The 17,310-nt window shown below is 72.7% G+C and carries 10 protein-coding genes; 1 reads left to right on the forward strand and 9 read right to left on the reverse strand.

Features of this window, described 5'->3' with window-relative positions:
* Nucleotides 1-76: 76 nt before the first annotated feature.
* From CRP56_RS07010 to CRP56_RS07030, 5 genes are all read right to left on the reverse strand, one after another.
* Nucleotides 77-685 carry a GTP-binding protein gene (locus CRP56_RS07010; RefSeq protein WP_097261349.1) on the reverse strand — a complete coding sequence of 203 codons (609 nt, stop codon included), beginning with the start codon at nucleotides 683-685 and terminating at the stop codon, nucleotides 77-79.
* A complete protein-coding gene (locus CRP56_RS07015) occupies nucleotides 666-4,343 on the reverse strand; it encodes a hydantoinase B/oxoprolinase family protein (RefSeq protein WP_097273792.1) in 3,678 nt (1,225 codons plus the stop codon). Before CRP56_RS07015 ends, CRP56_RS07010 begins: the two co-directional genes overlap by 20 nt.
* 141 nt (nucleotides 4,344-4,484) lie before the next feature.
* The gene (locus CRP56_RS07020; protein WP_059196300.1) at nucleotides 4,485-4,880 is read right to left on the reverse strand and encodes a DUF742 domain-containing protein; all 396 of its coding nucleotides are present in this window, start codon (nucleotides 4,878-4,880) and stop codon (nucleotides 4,485-4,487) included.
* Between the two features lie 9 nt (nucleotides 4,881-4,889).
* On the reverse strand, nucleotides 4,890-5,327 hold the full coding sequence (locus CRP56_RS07025; protein ID WP_097261351.1) for a roadblock/LC7 domain-containing protein: 438 nt from the start codon (nucleotides 5,325-5,327) through the stop codon (nucleotides 4,890-4,892).
* The gene (locus CRP56_RS07030; protein WP_097273794.1) at nucleotides 5,324-8,203 is read right to left on the reverse strand and encodes a nitrate- and nitrite sensing domain-containing protein; all 2,880 of its coding nucleotides are present in this window, start codon (nucleotides 8,201-8,203) and stop codon (nucleotides 5,324-5,326) included. The genes CRP56_RS07025 and CRP56_RS07030 overlap by 4 nt, the downstream gene beginning before the upstream one ends.
* A 418-nt stretch (nucleotides 8,204-8,621) precedes the next feature.
* Between CRP56_RS07030 and CRP56_RS07035 the strand changes: the two genes are divergently transcribed.
* Nucleotides 8,622-9,176, forward strand: coding sequence for a hypothetical protein (locus tag CRP56_RS07035; RefSeq protein ID WP_097261353.1), 555 nt, complete (start codon nucleotides 8,622-8,624; stop codon nucleotides 9,174-9,176).
* A 172-nt stretch (nucleotides 9,177-9,348) separates the two neighbouring features.
* On the opposite strand, the gene CRP56_RS07040 is transcribed toward CRP56_RS07035, so the two are convergent.
* From CRP56_RS07040 to CRP56_RS07055, 4 genes are all read right to left on the reverse strand, one after another.
* Nucleotides 9,349-13,968, reverse strand: coding sequence for a hypothetical protein (locus tag CRP56_RS07040; protein ID WP_097261356.1), 4,620 nt, complete (start codon nucleotides 13,966-13,968; stop codon nucleotides 9,349-9,351).
* 37 nt (nucleotides 13,969-14,005) lie between these two features.
* Entirely contained in the window at nucleotides 14,006-14,896 is an 891-nt protein-coding gene (locus tag CRP56_RS07045) for a hypothetical protein (RefSeq protein WP_059196304.1), read from the reverse strand.
* 31 nt (nucleotides 14,897-14,927) lie between these two features.
* Complete coding sequence (locus CRP56_RS07050; protein ID WP_097261358.1) at nucleotides 14,928-16,454, reverse strand: hypothetical protein; 1,527 nt, start codon at nucleotides 16,452-16,454, stop codon at nucleotides 14,928-14,930.
* 80 nt (nucleotides 16,455-16,534) lie between these two features.
* Nucleotides 16,535-17,230 (reverse strand): GntR family transcriptional regulator, encoded by a 696-nt coding sequence (locus tag CRP56_RS07055; protein WP_097261360.1) that lies wholly within the window; start codon nucleotides 17,228-17,230, stop codon nucleotides 16,535-16,537.
* Between the last annotated feature and the right edge of the window lie 80 nt (nucleotides 17,231-17,310).

Consider the following 17,310-nt stretch of genomic DNA (forward strand, 5'->3'; position numbering starts at 1 on the left):
CGCGCGTGCGGTCATGAGCGCGGCCCGTACCCCGGTCGGCGGGGGTACGGGCCGTTCCCGTGTCAGCTGTCAGGTGTCAGCTCGTGACGGCGGCCTGGCGGCGCTCCGCCGCCTGCGCCATCGCATGCCGGACGACACCGATGAGGACCTCCTTGACCGACTCGCGGTCCCGGGCGTCGGTCAGCATCAGCGGCACGTCCTGGTCGAGGTCGAGGGCCTGGCGGACGTCCTCGGTCGGGTAACGGGCCGCCCCCTCGAAGCAGTTGACGCCGACGACGAAGGGGATGGACCGCCGCTCGAAGTAGTCGATCGCGGCGAAGCTGTCCTCCAGGCGGCGGGTGTCGGCGAGGACGACGGCTCCGAGGGCGCCCTCGGAGAGCTCGTCCCACATGAACCAGAACCGCTCCTGGCCGGGTGTGCCGAAGAGGTACAGCACCAGGTCCTCGCGTAGTGTGATGCGCCCGAAGTCCATGGCCACGGTGGTGGTGCGCTTGCCCTCCACGCCACTGATGTCGTCGACCGGGCGTCCTGCCTCGGTGAGCAGCTCCTCGGTGCGCAGCGGCCTGATCTCGCTGACCGCGCCGACGAGCGTGGTCTTGCCCACGCCGAAGCCGCCGGCCACGAGGATCTTGAGCGTGACGGGCTCGACCGGGGGCTTTCCGCGCTCAGAACGCCCGAAGATCATTGATCTCTTCTCCTGCTGGGTGGGGGTGGGGCGACGGTGGGCCGTAGCCTCCACCGCCGGGGGTTTCGATGACAAGTACGTCGCCGGGTTCGACGTCGGCCGCGTCGCTGCCGCCGAGCACGGTGACCGTCCCGTCGGCACGCTCCACGCGGTTGGCGCCCAGCGCGCCGGGTTCGCCGCCTGCCATGCCGTACGGCGGGACCCGGCGGTGCTGGGACAGCGTGGAGACGGTCATGGGTTCCAGGAAGCGGATGCGGCGGATCGCGCCGTCGCCGCCGCGCCACCGTCCGGCGCCGCCGCTGCCCTCACGGACGGCGAACTCGTCGAGCCGGACGGGCAGTCGCCACTCCAGGACCTCGGGGTCGGTGAGCCGCGAGTTGGTCATGTGGGTCTGTACGGCGGGCGCGCCCGGGAAGCCGTCGCCCGCGCCGGAGCCGGACGCGACCGTCTCGTAGTACTGGTGGCGGGCGTTGCCGAAGGTCACGTTGTTCATGGTCCCGGAGCCCTCGGCCTGGACACCGAGCGCCGCGTACAGGGCGCCGGTGATGGCCTGCGAGGTCTCCACGTTGCCGGCGACGACCGCGGCGGGCGGCTCGGGGGCGAGCATCGAGCCGGGCGGCACGATGATCCGCAGGGGCCGCAGACAGCCGTCGTTGAGGGGGATGTCGTCGGCGACGAGGGTGCGGAAAACGTACAGCACCGCGGCGTTGACCACCGCGAACGGGGCGTTGAAGTTGCTGTCCAACTGCGCGGACGTGCCCGTGAAGTCGACGATCGCGGAGCGGTTCTCGCGGTCCACGCGCACGCGTACCCGGATCATGGCGCCGGAGTCCGTCTCGTAGGCGTACTCACCGTCGTCGAGGGTGTCGACGACCCGGCGCACCGCTTCCTCGGCGTTGTCCTGGACGTGTCGCATGTAGGCCTGGACGACGTCGAGTCCGAACGTCTCGATCATGCGGGTGACTTCGTCGACGCCCTTGCGGTTGGCGGCGATCTGGGCCCGCAGGTCGGCGAGGTTGGTCCTCGGGTTGCGGGAGGGGTAGCGCGTCTGCGTGAGCAGGCGGAGGGTCTCCTCCTCGCGGAAGCGGCCGTTCTCGGCGAGGAGCCAGTTGTCGAAGAGGATGCCCTCCTCCTCGATGCTGCGGCTGTCGGCCGGCATGGAGCCCGGGGCGATGCCGCCGATCTCGGCGTGGTGGCCGCGGGAGGCGACGTAGAAGAGGATCTCGCGGTCACTCTCCGTGTCTGCGGAGTCCAGCGCGTCGAAGACCGGGGTGATCACCGTGACATCCGGCAGGTGGGTGCCGCCGTGGTACGGGTCGTTGACGGCGTACGTGTCGCCCGGTCGCATCGTCGAGCCGCGGCGTCGGATGACCTCCTTGACGCTGGTGCCCATCGACCCCAGGTGGACAGGGATGTGCGGGGCGTTGGCCACCAGGTTTCCGTCCGGGTCGAAGAGCGCGCAGGAGAAGTCGAGGCGCTCCTTGATGTTGACGGACTGGGCCGTGGACTCCAGTCGGGCGCCCATCTGTTCGGCGATGGACATGAAGAGGTTGTTGAAGACCTCGAGAAGGACCGGGTCGACTCTCGTGTCGAGATCGGAACTCTGCGTGACCGCCACGCGTTCCATGACCAGATGCCCGTCGTCTCGCGCCACGGCCTGCCAGCCGTCGTCGACGACGGTCGTGGCACTGGCCTCGGTGATGATCGCCGGGCCGGTGACGGTCTCGCCGGGAGGCAGTTCCTCGCGGCGGTGGAGGGGTACGTCGCGCCAGGTGCCGCCCGTGTGGAGGCGGACGGTCTCGGGGGCGGCGGGGCGGCCTTCGTACGGGGCGAGGGCCGACAGATCGGGGGGTTGAGTGATGCCGGTGGCTTCCACGGAGAGGGCTTCGACGACGATCGGGCGGTCGAGCGTGAAGGAGTACGTGGCGCGATGACGTGCTTCGAAGGCCTCCCGCATCGCGGCGGGTTCGGTCAGCTCGACGGTGAGGGTGGTGTCGGTGCCGTCGTAGCGGAGTTGGGCGCGGCGGGTGATCCGGACGCGGTCCTCGGGGACGTCCTCGGCGAGGAGTTCGGCACGGGCGGCGCTCTCCAGGTCGTCGGCGGTCTTGAGGACGCCCGGCATCGAGGCGGCCTCCAGCGGTGCCTCGACGGACTGTTCGCGCATCGCGGTGGTGTCGGCGAGGCCGATGCCGAGCGCGGAGAGGACCCCGGCCATGGGTGGTACGAGGACGGTGCGCATGCCGAGCGAGTCGGCGACCATGCAGGCGTGCTGGCCACCGGCTCCGCCGAAGGTGGTGAGCGCGTAGCGGGTGACGTCGTGGCCCTTCTGGACGGAGATCCGCTTGACGGCGTTGGCGATGTTGGCGACCGCGATCTGGAGGTAGCCCTCGGCCACCTGCTCGGGAGTGCGGTCGTCACCGGTCCGGTCGCGGATCTCGCGCGTGAGGGCTGCGAAGCGGTCGCGGACGAGTTCCGCGTCCAGGGGCTGGTCGCCGTCGGGGCCGAACACCTCGGGGAAATGGGCGGGTTGGATGCGGCCGAGCATGACGTTGGCGTCGGTGACGGCGAGCGGGCCGCCCGCGCGGTAGCAGGCGGGGCCCGGGTCCGCGCCCGCCGAGTCCGGCCCTACGCGGTAGCGGGAGCCGTCGAAGTGGAGGACCGAACCGCCGCCGGCGGCGACGGTGTGGATGTCGAGCATGGGGGCGCGCAGCCGGACTCCGGCGATCTGCGTGGTGAAGACCCGTTCGTAGTCGCCCGCGTAGTGCGAGACGTCGGTCGACGTGCCGCCCATGTCGAAGCCGATGACCCGGTCGAAGCCCGCGAGCTGCGACATCCGGGCCATGCCGACGATGCCGCCGGCGGGCCCGGACAGGATGGCGTCCTTGCCGCGGAACTGACCGGCCTCGGTGAGACCGCCGTTGGACTGCATGAACATCAGTCGCACACCGTCGAGATCACCGGCGACCCGCTCGACGTACCGGCGCAGGACGGGCGAGAGGTAGGCGTCGACGACGGCGGTGTCCCCGCGCGGGACAAGCTTCATCAGGGGGCTGACCTCGCTGGAGAGCGAGATCTGCGGGAATCCGATGCGGGCGGCGAGGGCGCCGACGGCCTGTTCGTGGGCGGGGTGGAGGTGACTGTGCATGCAGACGACGGCTACCGCGCGGATCCCGTCGTCGTAGGCCCGCTGAAGGGGCTCGGCGAGGGCGTCCAGGTCGGGGGCGCGCAGGACGGTGCCGTCGGCGGCGATGCGTTCGTCGACCTCGATGACGCGCTCGTGGAGCAGTTCGGGCAGTTCGATGCGGCGGGCGAAGATGCGGGGCCGGCTCTGGTAGGCGATGCGCAGGGCGTCGCGGAAGCCGCGGGTGACGATCAGGAGGGTGCGCTCGCCCTTGCGCTCCAGGAGGGCGTTGGTGGCGACGGTGGTGCCCATACGGACGGCTTCCACCGGGTCCTGGGAGCCGCCCAGGAGGTGGGTCACGCCCGTGACGGCCGCGTCGCCGGAGGGGGTCTCGTCCCCCGGATGGAGCCGGGAGCGGGACGGGGTGGAGCTGTCGGAGAGGACTTTGTGGGTGAGCAGCCGACCGTCCGGGCGGCGCGCGACGATGTCGGTGAAGGTGCCGCCCCGGTCGACCCAGAACTGCCAGCCTGTCGTCACGTCCGTCTCCCCGATCGTGCTGTTCGGCACCGTGTCCGCGGGCCGGCGGCGGGCCGCCCGCGGAGGTCGTCGACGATCAGTCGGATCCTATCGGGAGGGCTGGGCCGGCGCCCGCCCGCTCGGCGCGGGCAGGGCGTTGCCTCACAACGCCCGGAGGCCGTTGATCACGTCCCGCAGGATGCTCTCGTCCGGCAGCTCCGCGGGCGGCACAGGCCGGTTCACATGAACGAACTCCCCGTCCACGAGGTCACCGATGAGAACCCGCACCACGCCGATGGGCAGGTCGAGTTCGGAGGACAGTTCGGCGACCGACTGCGGGGTCTCGCGGCACAGATCGACGATGTCCACATGCTCCGGGGACAGCGAGTGGTCGCGTTCCGGGTCGTCCGCCTGGGGCTCCGTGACGACCACCGCGATGAGGTCCAGGCGGTGCTGGGCCGCACTGGTGGTGCGGCCGCGTGTCATGGCGTACGGACGGACGACCGGTCCGGCCTCGTCGTCGAACCAGTGACTTCTTCCCTGACCGTCAGTGCTCATGTCATCCCACTACCCGCCCTGAGGCAGATCGGTGCGTGGAGCGGAGGCCAGATGTACGCCGACTCGCTTGACCAGGAGCGTCATCTCGTAGGCGACCAGGCCGACGTCGGAGTCCGCGTCGGAGAGAACGGCGAGGCAGCTGCCGTCGCCGGCCGCGGTCACGAACAGGAAGGCGTCGTCGAGCTCGACGACCGTCTGCCGGACGCTGCCCGCCTCGAAGTGCCGGCCCACGCCCTTGGCGAGGCTGTGGAACCCGGAGGCGACGGCGGCCAGGTGCTCGCTGTCCTCCCGGGTCAGGTCCTTGGAGGCCCCGGTGGGCAGGCCGTCGCCGGAGAGCACGACGGCCTTGCGGATGCTGGCGACGCGGTCCACCAGTTCGTCCAGGAGCCAGTTGAGCTCGCCGGACGTGGTCGTCGCGGTGTGGCCGGTCGTCTTCGGTGCGGTCATCGACCGTCCCCCTTAGTTCCTCGTGGTGCTGTGCCGCTGTGGGCGTCCTCGCCCGCGGCGTTCTCGTCACGGCCGCGCTGCCAGCCACGCTGGAGCGAAGCCATGCGGCTGCGTACTTGGTCGGCGTCCCGCTCCTCGAACCCGGCTTCCTGGTCGGTGCGAGGCTGGGGGCTCTGCTTGAGCTGCGGAGCCAGGTTGGCCTGCCGGACACGCCGGGGCAGCGGGGCCGTGCCGGCGGCGTCCTGCCCTGGTTCGGCACCGCCGGAGCGCCTGGACCCGGGGGCGGTGCCGCCGACGAGCGGCGTTTCGGAGCCGGGGTGGGTCTCGGAGCTGCCGGCGAGGCGCGTGGCGTCGCCCGAACCGCCGCTGGACGCGATGTCGGAGCGCCGGGTGCGCCGGGGAAGAGCGGAGGCTCCGGGTACCGGGGTTTCCTGCTCGTCGGGGCGGTCGGCGACGTCGGTGGTGCGGCGCTGCGGGCCCGTGGCGCGCCTGCGGGCGGGGAGCGGAGGTGGTGTGGCGGAGAGCGACCGGTTCGCGCCGCGTACGGCCTCCTCGTCCGGGTCCGGGCGTCGCGCGGACTGCTCCGTCACCGGGCGGCCGTGCGAGCTGACCAGCTTGGGCGTGCGCCGCTGCGGCAGGGGCACCGGGGCGTTGAGGTCGTCGTCGCCGGTGTGCCGCTCGAAGGGGTCGGGGGTCTCGCGGGATTCACCGCCGGTGGCGTCCTCGGTGCGGACGAGGCCGCGCCGGGGGCGGAACAGTCCGCCGCGTTCGCTGTCCTCGTCGTCGAGGGCGCCCGGGAAGTCGTCGATGGCGTCCAGGTCGACGGGGGCTTCCAGCTCCACGGGGCCGTCCAGGAGCGCCGCCGGGAGGCCCGGCAACTGCACGGGCACGTGGGAGAGTTCGGCTCGGCGGGCCTCCTCCAGCTCGGCCTCCTTGGAGGGCTGCGGGCGGTCGAGGCGGAAGCCGAGGCCGTTGGTGTCCGGGACGTCGTCCGTCAGCAGGGTGTTGGGGATGAAGACGACGGCCGTCGTGCCGCCGTACGGCGAGGGCTGGAGGGAGACCCGGACGTTCTGCCGCTGGGCGAGCCGGCTGACCACGAACAGGCCGAGCCGGTCCGTGTCGGACAGCTCGAACTCCGGTGTCTCGGCGAGCCGGAGGTTGGCGTCCAGCAGGGCGTCGGCCGCCATACCGAGACCCCGGTCGTGGATCTCCAGGGTGAAGCCGTTGGCGACCCGCTCGCCCAGGACCTGGACGGCGGTGTGCGGCGGGGAGAACACCGTGGCGTTCTCCAGGAGTTCGGCGACGAGATGAGTGAGGTCGGCGACGGCCGGGCCGGTGACCGCGACCCTGGGCAGACGGCGGACCTCGATGCGCTCGTAGTCCTCGACCTCGGCGACGGCGGCCCTGACGACGTCCATGAGCTGGACGGGCTTGCGCCACTGCCGGGAGGGGGCGGCGCCGGAGAGGATCACCAGACCCTCGGCGTGCCGGCGCATACGGGTGGTGAGGTGGTCGAGGCGGAACAGGTCGGCGAGCTCGTCGGTGTCCTCGGTCCGGCGCTCCATGGTGTCGAGCAGGGTGAGCTGCTTGTGCAGGAGCACCTGGCTGCGGCGGGCGAGGTTGACGAAGACCTCGGCGACCCCGGCGCGCAGTTCGGCCTGTTTGACGGCGGCCTCGACGGCCGCGCGCTGAAGGGTGTTGAGGGCCTGGCCGACCTCGCCGATCTCGTTCTTGTCGTACTCCAGACGCGGGACCTCGGTCTCCACGTCGACCTGTTCGCCGGCCGAGAGCCGACGCATGACGCTGGGCAGTCGCACGCCGGACGCCTCGTGGGCCTCCAGGCGCAGCTGGCGCAGGTCGCGGATGAGGCCGCGGCCGACGCGTACCGAGAGGAAGACCGAGAAGAGCAGGGCGAGCAGTCCGAGTACGCCGGCGACGGCGGCCTTGACGATGACGCCCACCGCGACCGGCTCCACACGGTCCTGGTAGCGGTCGCCCGCCTGGTCGTTGAGTGTCGCGAGCCCGTCGAGCACACCGGCCGCGGCGGCGTCCCAGCTCTTGGCGGTGAGGGCGGTGGGCGGGCCGGGTTCGGAGCCGATGACGGTCTTCTCGGCGGAGCGCAGGGACGCGGTGGAGGCGTTCTTCCAGAATCCGTCGTAGCGCTCGCGTTCGCTCGCGGGCAGCACCGGCAGGCTGATCTCGTACAGCATGTCGCGCTGCGCGATGAGGTCGGAGACGTCCCGGATCTCCTCGCTCGTGAGCCTGCCGACCACCAGGGCGGATCCGAGCAGGGCGTCCTCACGGGAGAGCAGTTCGCGGGCGCGGGCGATGTTGACCAGGACGCGCCCCTGCTTGTCCATCTCCACGTTGTCCACCCCGTCGAGGGAGGCCAGCAGGGCGTAGCAGGGATCCACGAGTCGGTTGTAGCGAGCGAGGGCCTGAGCCCGGGTCACCGTGCCCTCCTCGACGCTGCGGCGCAGGGAGCCGACGCTGTCGAAGGCGTCCAGGACAGTGGTGAGGAACTCGTCGTCGTCCGCGTCGAGTCCGTCGCGGACGTCGGGGTCCTGCGCTTCCTTGCGGAACTTGGCGATGGCGTCGTCGGAGGCACTGCGGGCGGCGCGCAGTGCGGAGAGCGCGTCCGACGCACGCGGGTCGGCGAGATAGACGAGGGTCTGGCGCCGTTCCTGCTGGAGGATGCGGACCGTGTCCTCGGTGGGGTAGGTGACGTGCTCCACAGCCCTCGACACCTGGAACAGCTGAGTGACCGCCCGCCCCGTGAGCACCGTGGCGAAGCCCCAGACCGCGGCCAGGGACACCAGCGGCACGAGAAGCAGCGCCACGATCTTCCGGCGGATCGACTTCCCGCGAAAGCGCATGGCCTCCCCCAGCTGGTCCCCCGCCGGCCGGGGGTACACATGTGCGTCAATAAACGCCGCGAGCCTACTACCGACGCACAGTTAACTCGAAGACCCTTCCGGAGGGCGAACTTCCGCACTGGCGGCGCGAGATGGGGAGTTGTCCGGGCATTGCGGGAGATTGCCTCCCGCCATTGCAGGACGGCGGCCCGCGCGGATCCGGCCGACAGAGATGGGTAGTTGGCCAGAATTTTTCGTTTCCGGGGAATCTTCGGGGCGGTTTGTTCGTCCTTCTCTTCAGGAAATGGGAGCGGAATCGGCCACACGAGCCGCATCCTGCAACCGGGCGGCGTAAAACAGCGCAAGCCGGGCAGCCACTGGGGAGCCGTGTGTTCGAGCACGGGTAAGCGGTCTGCTGGCGGTGGGGAGTGACACCTTGATGGGCACGGCGGAGCGGCAAGAGGCGCCTACGGCGGGCGAAGCGACGCACCTGAGGGCGCGGCGCGACCCCGAGGCACCGGATCGCGACATTCCGAGGGACGCCGGCGCAGCCGGGCCCGGCGAGCAGGCCGCGGCGCGGGAACCGGCTCAGGAGCAGTCGTACTACCGCCCGTTGTGGGTCGAGGAGCCGGCCCGGCGGCGCCGGATGCCCGATCCGGTGCGTACGGCGGCGGTGCGGGCGGTGCTGATCATCGCGGGGACGCTGGTCCAGGCGATCGTGGCGTTCCTGTGCACGCTGGCCGGATCGTGGCTGGCGTTCCCGATGGTCCTCAGCAGCGTGGCGAGCACGGTGGTGGCGACCTGGGGCGCCCTCGACGTCTGGGTGACCCGCCAGGTCTGGAACCAGCGCAACGGCGTGGTGTCGACGCCGAGCAGCACCGCGCGCGCCCTGCGACGCGAGCGGCGCAAGGCACGGCGACAGGCCAGGGCGGCCGAGCGGGGGCAGGAGCGGATACGCCGGCGCGGCGGGGCGGGCCAGCTGTCCCACCCCTGAACCCGACAGAGGCTGCGCTGAGCCCGGCCGCCGTCTCGCCGAGCCCCGACTGAGCTCTGCCGACCCGGCCGCCGTTTCACCGAGCCCCGGCTGAGCCCCGCCGACCCCGGCCAGGGCTCAGCCAAGCCCCGGCCGAACCGCCGCCCCGGTCAAGGCGCCGCCCGACGTGCCGTTACGACGCGCTCGGTGCCGGACGCTTGAACATCCGCGTGGCCGTGATCTCGCTGTGCACCGCTTCCTCGGCGTGCGGCTGCTGCGGCAGTCCCGGACGGAGGTGTTCCTCCACGCTGATGTACTTCAGCCCGGCCCTGAGGTCGGCGTCGTTGCGCAGCCGGATGACCAGTGGGAACTCGGCGAGGGCCGTCGTGTCGAACAGGCCTGTCGTGTAGAGGAGTTGGACACCCAGGGCGTCCGAGACGGCGCGCTGGAGCTCCAGCAGATACGTGGCGTTGGCGCGCCCGATGGGGTTGTCGAGGAACAGCGTGCCCGCGTGCCGGTGCTTGTCGCGGCCCCGGTCGTTGGAGCGCAGCGCGGCCATCGTGCAGTACAGGGCGATGGCCGCGGTGAGCAGCTGACCGCCCGAGAACACGTCACCCATCTGCCCGACCGGCACCCGCTCGGCGCGCAGCACCGCGTCCGGCTTGAGGATCTCCACCGCGACACCCTTGGGCTGAAGGGCCGCGCCGACGCCCCTCAGCAGCAGGGACATACCGTCGCGCCGCAGGTCGGAGTTCTTCTTCACGGCCGCGCGGGTCGCCTCGTCGATGACCTCACCGAGCCGCTCGGTGAGCGTCGCCTGGTCCGGCTCCTCGAAGCGGATGCGCAGGAACTCCTGCCCGGACCACTCGCCTAGCCCCTCGGGCAGCCGGGACAGCCGCTGGGCGGACCTCAGGGTCGCCAGCGCCGACTCCACGAGCCCGCGCAGCCGGTCCACGATCGAGTCCCGGTTCCGCTCCAGCTGTGCCAACTCGTCGGTGAGGACACGGAGTCGGGGGGCGAAGGCATCGGCCCACTTCTGCGCGTGCTCCGGCAGCGCGGAGGCGGGCAGTTCGCGGATCTGCTGGCGGGCGGGGGTGCGGACCTGCTCGTAGCGGGTGGAGTTGGCGTGCCGGATCAGGACGTCGCTGGCCTCGCGCACGGCGGCCTCGGCGGCGGAGAGGTCGGCCGCGCAGCCGCGCAGCGACCGGCGGGCCTCGGCGGCGGCCTGCCGGGCCTCCTCGGGGCTGCCGGGGTAGGCCTCGGTGTCCTCCTGCTCGTCCTCAGAGGCGTGTTCACGCAGCAGGTCGCGGAGCATCGCGGCGATCTCGTCGAAACCGCCGGCCGCGTCCTCGGCGGCCCGGTGGGACTCCAGCAGCTCGGCGTGCGCCTCCCGGGCCTGTGTCAACGCCTCGGTGCGGGAGGCCAGTTCCGCGGACGCCGTGCGCAGCAGAGCCTGCGCGTGGTCGGCGTCGCGCGGCTGGAGCTCCTCCGCGAGTTCGGTGTGGGCATCGCCGTCCTCGGGCGCGTGCCGCTCGGCCTCGCCGCGCAGCCGGCCGAGCTGCTCGCTCGCGCTGGACATCCGCGTCTCCAGGAGCTGCACCAGCTCCTCGGCACGGGCCGCGGCGGCCTGCCGGGACGGCCCGTCGGAGCCGTCGGGCGACTGGAGCAGCGCCTCGGCGCGGGTGCGGACCTTGTTGCTCAGCCGGTCCAGCTCGGCCAGGGAGGCGCTCTCGTCGCTCTCCGCGCGCGCCTGCTCGGCGCGCAGGTCGGCGCCGACGCCGACCTTCTCGTACAGCTGGGAGGCTGCCCGGTAGGCCTCCCGGAGCGCGGGCAGGGACGCCTTCGGCGCCTCCGTGTCGCCGTCCGGTACGTCGTCGGGGGCGCCGGCGATCTCGGCGCGCTCGGCGCGCAGCGCACGCGCGGTGCGGCGGGCGTCGTCGGCGGCCCGCTGGGCGGCACGCCGGTCCTCGTCGGCGGCGCGGGCCCGCTCCAGGCAGGCCTGGGCGCGGGCTTCCGACTCGGTGGCCTCGTCGGCCAGTTCGCGGAGCTTGACCTGCCAGCCGGCGCGCTCCCGCAGCCGGAAGGCGAGCCCGGCGAGGGCGTCGGCGGCCCGTCGCGCCTTCTGCGCGGCCTCCTGCCGCTCCTCGCGCACCTGCGTGGCCTCGGCGGCGGCCTCGTCGGCCTCGGCCCGCACGGTCCGCGCCTCGGCCAGCTCGGCCTCGGACTCCTCGGCGAACGCGCGTGCTTCGCGCGCGGCCTCGGCCAGCTCGACGAGCCGGCCGGCCGGGCAGCCGGTGCGCCAGGAGGCGAGCCGCGCCGCCAGCTCCCGGTCCTTGCCGAGCCGGGCCGCGAGGGAGCGGATCTCCTCGTCGCGCTCGGTGGCCCGGGCGCGCAGCGTCTGCCGCTCCTCGTCGGCGGCGTGCTCATCGTGCATGGCGGGGTTCGGCGGGACGAGGAACACGCCCTCGCTCCCCGAGCCGGAGGCGGGGGTCGGGGCGAGGAGGGCGGCCGCGGTGCCGACGGCGACGGCTGAGCGCGGCAGAAGGGCCGCCTCGCTCAGCGCCTCGCGGGCCCGCGCGTGCGTGTCCGGGTCGGTGATGATCACGCCGTCGACCAGCTCGGGCCGGGCGGCCAGCACGCGCGCGTGGTCGGTGGGGTCGACGGCCTGGGCGAGATAGCGCCAGCCGGGCAGCGCCGGGATGCCGTGCTCGCCGAGGAACTCCACGGTCGCCAACACGTCCGGGCCGGGCGGCAGCAGCCCGCCGTCGCCGAGCGCGCCGAGGATGCGGGCGTCGTCGGCGGCGGCGGTGCGCAGTTCGAAGAGCTGGCGTTCGGCGGAGGAGACGGCGTCGTCGAGCAGCTCGCGCAGTTCGTCGGCGAAGCGGTCGAGGTCCTCGGGGGTGAACCCGGCCTGGTCACCGTCGTCGCCGTCCTGCCGCGGCTGCGGGACGACGGAGCGGACCCCACTGCCCGTCAGGCCCAGCAGCTCCCCCAGCCGCGGCTCGGCCGCCAGCGCCTCGGCGAGCCGTCGCTCGGCGTCGTAGGACCGCTCGGCCGCGGCGGCGGCGTCCGCCGCGCGGGCCGCCGTCAGCTCGGCGCGCGACTCCGCGGCGCCCGCCTCTCGCGCGTGCTCGGTGGCCCGGCGGGCCGTCTCCCGGGCGGTGTCCCAGGCGGCGACCGCGGACTTCTCGGCGTCGCTGGCGGCGAGGGCCGCGCGCGCGGGGTCGGCGTCGGGGGCGCTGTCGTCGAGCCAGCCCGCCCGGACCGCCTCGGCGGTCTCCTGCTCGACCTCGGTGAGGCGCTGCCGCAGATGCCCGACCTCACTGCGGGCGCGCTGGGCCTCGGTGGCGGCGGTGGTGGAGTCCCGGTGCGCGGACTCGCCGACCTCCTGAAGGGCGGCGGAGCGCTCCTCCTCCTCGTTGGCGAGGGTCTCGGCGCTCTCCGCGGCCGCGTGCAGGGCCCGTACGAGGTCCACGGCGGCCTGGGCGCGGGCGGCCAGCGCGGGGGCCGCGTCCCGCTCGGCCTCCTGGATGGCGGCGGACACGCGCGCGACGCGGTCGGCGGCGGCGCGATGGCGCAGTACGGCCTCGGCGGCCTGCCAGGCCGAGTGCAGCGTGCGGGCGTCGGCGAGTTCGCGCTTCTGCGCGGCGGCGGACTTCTCGGCCGCGGCGAGCGCCAAGGAGGCGTGCCGGTAGGCGAGTTCGGCGGCGATCAGCGCGCTGCGCTCGCGCGCTCCGTCCGCATGGGTGACGGCGTACGCCGCCGCGGTGACCCGCTGGGCGAGGTCGGCGGCCCGCACCCGCTCCTGGGCGCCGCGCGCGGAGAGCCTGCGGGCCAGTGTGCGGGTACGGCGCTCGGCCCCGGCGTGGATGTCACGCGCGCGTGAGCGCGCCTCGGCGGCCTCGACGATCCGGCCGAGCAGATCGACCGACCCGGCCGTGAAGTCCCGTTCCGCCATCAGTTCCGCGCGTCGGCCCAGCTTGTTGCCGAAGCCGCTGACCAGGTCGGCGAGCCCGTCGGTGTCCCGGGTGTCGGTCACGGCCCGCAGCAGCAGGTCGGTGAAGTCGGAGTCCTTCTTGACCGCGAAGAGGCCGGCGGCCTCACCCTCGTCGGCGTTCATCTCCCGCTGGTAGCGGAAGAGTTCGGGGTCGAGGCCGAGGTCGCCGAGGTGCTCGATCCAGCGGTCGTGGATCTCCTCCCAGTGCACCTCCAGGTGCGGATACGCCTTGCCCGCCTCGGTGATGGCGTCCCGGAAGCCCTTCATGGTGCGGCGACGGCCCTGTGCGCCGGACGCGCCCTCGACGGGCGGGCGTACGGCCGTGGACTCGGCGACGGGCAGGTTGTCCAGGGAGAGCCCGGGGCCGGGCCGGAAGGAGTACCAGGCCTCGGCGAACTTCCGCGGGTCGTTGGAGACCTGCCGCCCCCGCCACTCGCTGACCTTGCCGACGACCACGCACTCACCGGTGAGCGTGTGCTGCCACTCCAGCGCGACATGCCCGCAGTCGTCGGCGAGCAGGAACTTGCGCAGCACGCCGGAGCTGGCGCCGCCGAGGGTGTTGCGGTGGCCCGGCAGCATCACCGAGAAGATCAGCTTGAGCAGGACGGACTTGCCGCCGCCGTTCTCCAGGAAGAGCACGCCGGCGGGTGCGGGGCGGCGCGGCGGGCCGGTCGGCTCCTCCTCGAAGAACTCCGCCTGGGTGGGCGCGGGGTCGGGCACGACGTCGCCCACGCCCCGCAGGTCAAGCACGGTGTCGGCGTAGCGCGCACCGGCGGGACCGATGGAGTAGAGGCGGACCCGGGACAGCTCGTACATGGCGGACTCTCGTAAGTCTTCGGCAGGTGGGGGGAGGTCAGGACGAGGACGACGCGTGGAACGGCAGCCCGGCGTCGGCCGCCAGCTCCAGGTCCTCGGTGTTCTCGGCGGGCAGCAGCGTCGGCGTGCCGTCGGTCACGGGGACGACGCCCAGTTCCAGCAGCTCGGCCATGGCGGCGCTGCCGGCCATGTCCCGCACCTGGAGCTGGTAGCGGGCCGTCGTGCGGTACGTACCGCCGTTGTCGTCACCGGTGCGCTGGAGGAAGCCGGAGTCGGTGAGGAAGGCGACGGCCTTGCCGATGATGCCGGTGGTGGACCCGGCGAGGCGGCGCGCGTCCTTGGTGGCGCCGGTGGCGCTGCGTCTCGCCCAGATCCGCCAGGCGGCCTCCAGGCCGGGCGCCTCGGTGGCCGGGTCGGTGTTCTCCCCCACCTCCTCGGCGCGCTCCTCCAGACGCCGGCACGCCTGCCGGACGAACGCGTCGACGCCGTTGACACTCACGCGTCCGATGTAGCCGTCGTCGGCGAGGTCCTCGGGCCGCGGGAACGCCAGGGCGGCTACGGCCAGATGGGCCAGGCCGTGCAGGAAGCGGTCGCTGCCGTCGGCGGAGGTCCGGCGCGCGTAGTCGCCCATCCGTACGGCGAACACGGAGTCCTCGGCGGCGGTGACCGCCATCCCCGCGCGCGGGGAGACCTCCAGGACGACGAGTCCCAGTCCGGCGGCCACGGCGTCGGCGAGCCGCGCGAACGCCCCGTCCTCCCGGTAGCGCCGCAGTAGTTCGGTGTACTCCTGGTCGCGCGCGGGCTGCAGTTTGGGCTGGAGCCCGAAGGCGACGAGCCGCGCCGCGTCGGCGGCGTCGGCGGGGGTGACGGCGGCGGGGGCCGGCGCGGGTCCGGCTTCCGGCTCACTCCACTCGACGTGCTCGGTCACGGTCGGTCTCCTCGGTCCACTGTGCTTCGACTCATGCTGCTTCGGTCCTGTCCGCCGCCATCCCCGCCGCGTCCAGCAGGGCCGTGCCGACGATGAGATCCGCCCCGCCGAACTCGGGATCGTCCAGCTCGGTCCCGTCGTCCACGGCGAACAGCAGTTTCTCCTCGCCCTGCCGGTAGGCGGTGCCCACCGCCGGACTGGCCGCGTGCACGGCCAGCAGGGCCACGAGATACGGCAGCTCGGGGTCCTGTCGGCGGGCCTCGGCCAGCAGCCCGGACAGCCGCCGGGGCGCGTCGGCCGGCAGGTCCAGCAGTTCCATGGCCGTCGCCAGCTGCTCCTCGCTGAACCGGCTGTCGTCCGGTGTGGCGATGAGGTCCGGCTCCGGCATCTCCGCGCCGAGGTGCTCACGCTCGACCGGCGGCGTGAGCAGTATGTCGACGAGGTCGCCCACCCGCACCGACACCGGCGTGCGCAGACCGGTCCCACGCGCGAAGAACGCGTCGGTGACCTTGACCGCCTGCTCCTGGGGCAGCGGCAGCAGCGGCGCGAACAGATGGCCGTAGAGGTCTGTCCCCGACGTCGTGAGCGGCGTCGCGAAGGCCTGCCGGTCCTGCTCCGCGCGGAACAGCGGGCCGGCCTCCAGCAGGCGGGACTGGAGCTGGGTGTGACGCCGGATGCAGTCCTTGACGATGTCGACGAGCTCGGCGGCCCGCCGCTTCTGCTCGGGGTCCTCGGACTCGTCGCGTGCCTTGCGGATGTTGGTGAGGATCGCGTTCTCGTGGCGGTAGCGGTCGGCGACGTGGTCGAGGGCCTCGGTGATCATGTCCGGGACGGCGTTCAGCCAGTCCACCGCGCGGACGTTACGCCGCGTGGCGTCCAGGGCCCGGCGCAGGGTCTCCGAGTACTGCACGGTCCGGTACCGGGCCTGCTCGGCGGCCAGTTGGGCGTCCGCGAGACGGCCCCGGCTGATCAGCACCTCCAGCTTGACCTCGGCGGCGATCTGGGCGCTGGTGACGTCGGTGTCGAGGGCGCCGACGAGGACGTTGACCGCCTCGTCCGTCGTACGGAGGTACACCGAGCCTCCGGGGCCGGGCACCTCCTCGATCAGCTTGAAGTCGTAGTCGCGGCGCACGTAGGTGCCGTCCGGCGCGAACGTGCCGTACACGGCCCGGAAGCCGCGGTCGACGCTGCCGACGTTGATCAGGTTCTCCAGGACCCAGCGGGCCACCCGCTCGTGCTCGGCGACGGGCCGCTGGGGGGCCTGCGCGGCGATGCGCGGGATGAGGCGGGCGACGATCTGGTCGTGGTCGGCACCCGTGTCGAAGTCCATGTTCAGGGTGACCAGGTCGATGGCGGCGAGGGCGACCTCCGCCATGCCGTACACCGAGTACTCACCCGCGAGGTTCGCCTTGCGCGCGTCCAGGTCGTGCAACGGCGCGGTGCACGCGAGCGCGCGCAGCCGCCGCGCCAGTCCCTCGTCGGCGGCCGGCCCCGGAGCGGGACGGGACGCTGCGCTGAGCTGGGGCGGAACACTGTCCGTCGGTGCAGGCGAAGTCACGGTGCACAGACTAGGTCCTCGGTCTGACAACGACTAAAACGACGCAGAACAGACCCCTGGCGACCGGCGTGATCCCGACGCTAGTCGTCCTCTCCCACCCGGCGCCGGTACACCTCGACCACCCGCTCCAGGGAGTCCTCCAGATAGACCGCGAGCAGCTTCTCGGCCTCGGCCTTGTCGCCCACTTCCAGGGCCCGGAGGATCTCCTGGTTCCGCGCCAGGTACGGCTCGTGCAGCCGGCGCGGGTCGTCGGCCACGTGGAACGCGAGCCGCAGTTCGGCGAAGACGCTGCGCATGAGTTCGTCGGTGCGCTCGCTGCCCGCCAGCGCGACCAGCTCCCGGTGGAAGTGGATGTTGGCGGTACCCAACCCTTTCCAGTCACCTTCGCGCACCGCCCGCAGACCCTCCTCGACGGCCTCCGTGGGCCCGTCGAGTGCGTACGGCGGCTCGCCCAGCCCGCGCACCACCGCGCACTCCACCAGTTGCCGGGTGCGGTAGATGTCCTCGACGTCCTCCACCGTCAGGACCCGCACGAACACCCCCCGGTTGAGCTCGTGGACGAGCAGACGTTCGTGGGTGAGCAGCCGGAACGACTCGCGCAGGGTGTTGCGGGAGACGCCGAGGGCGCCGCCGATGCTGTCCTCCGACAGCCGGGTGCCGGGCGGGAAATAGCCCTCGGCGATGCGGCTCCTGAGGATGTCCGAGACGCGCTCCGCCGTGCTGGTGCGGCCCAGGAGGGCGCGGTCGTCGGCCAGTCCGCTCAGCTGCTCTGCCATGCCCGGAATTCAACCGCAGTCACGAGAACGAAACAACAGGGGTATTGAAGGATCGTTCAACGATCCTCTACCTTGCTACG

Source organism: Streptomyces sp. TLI_55 (assembly GCF_900206255.1).
GTDB classification, from domain to species: domain Bacteria; phylum Actinomycetota; class Actinomycetes; order Streptomycetales; family Streptomycetaceae; genus Streptomyces; species Streptomyces aquilus.

Coding starts and splice junctions, on each gene's coding strand:
- CRP56_RS07010 (WP_097261349.1), bottom strand. CDS start 685: ATGATCTTCGGGCGTTCTGAGCGCGGAAAGCCCCCGGTCGAGCCCGTC.
- CRP56_RS07020 (WP_059196300.1), bottom strand. CDS start 4,880: ATGAGCACTGACGGTCAGGGAAGAAGTCACTGGTTCGACGACGAGGCC.
- CRP56_RS07025 (WP_097261351.1), bottom strand. CDS start 5,327: ATGACCGCACCGAAGACGACCGGCCACACCGCGACGACCACGTCCGGC.
- CRP56_RS07030 (WP_097273794.1), bottom strand. CDS start 8,203: ATGCGCTTTCGCGGGAAGTCGATCCGCCGGAAGATCGTGGCGCTGCTT.
- CRP56_RS07035 (WP_097261353.1), top strand. CDS start 8,622: ATGGGCACGGCGGAGCGGCAAGAGGCGCCTACGGCGGGCGAAGCGACG.
- CRP56_RS07040 (WP_097261356.1), bottom strand. CDS start 13,968: ATGTACGAGCTGTCCCGGGTCCGCCTCTACTCCATCGGTCCCGCCGGT.
- CRP56_RS07055 (WP_097261360.1), bottom strand. CDS start 17,230: ATGGCAGAGCAGCTGAGCGGACTGGCCGACGACCGCGCCCTCCTGGGC.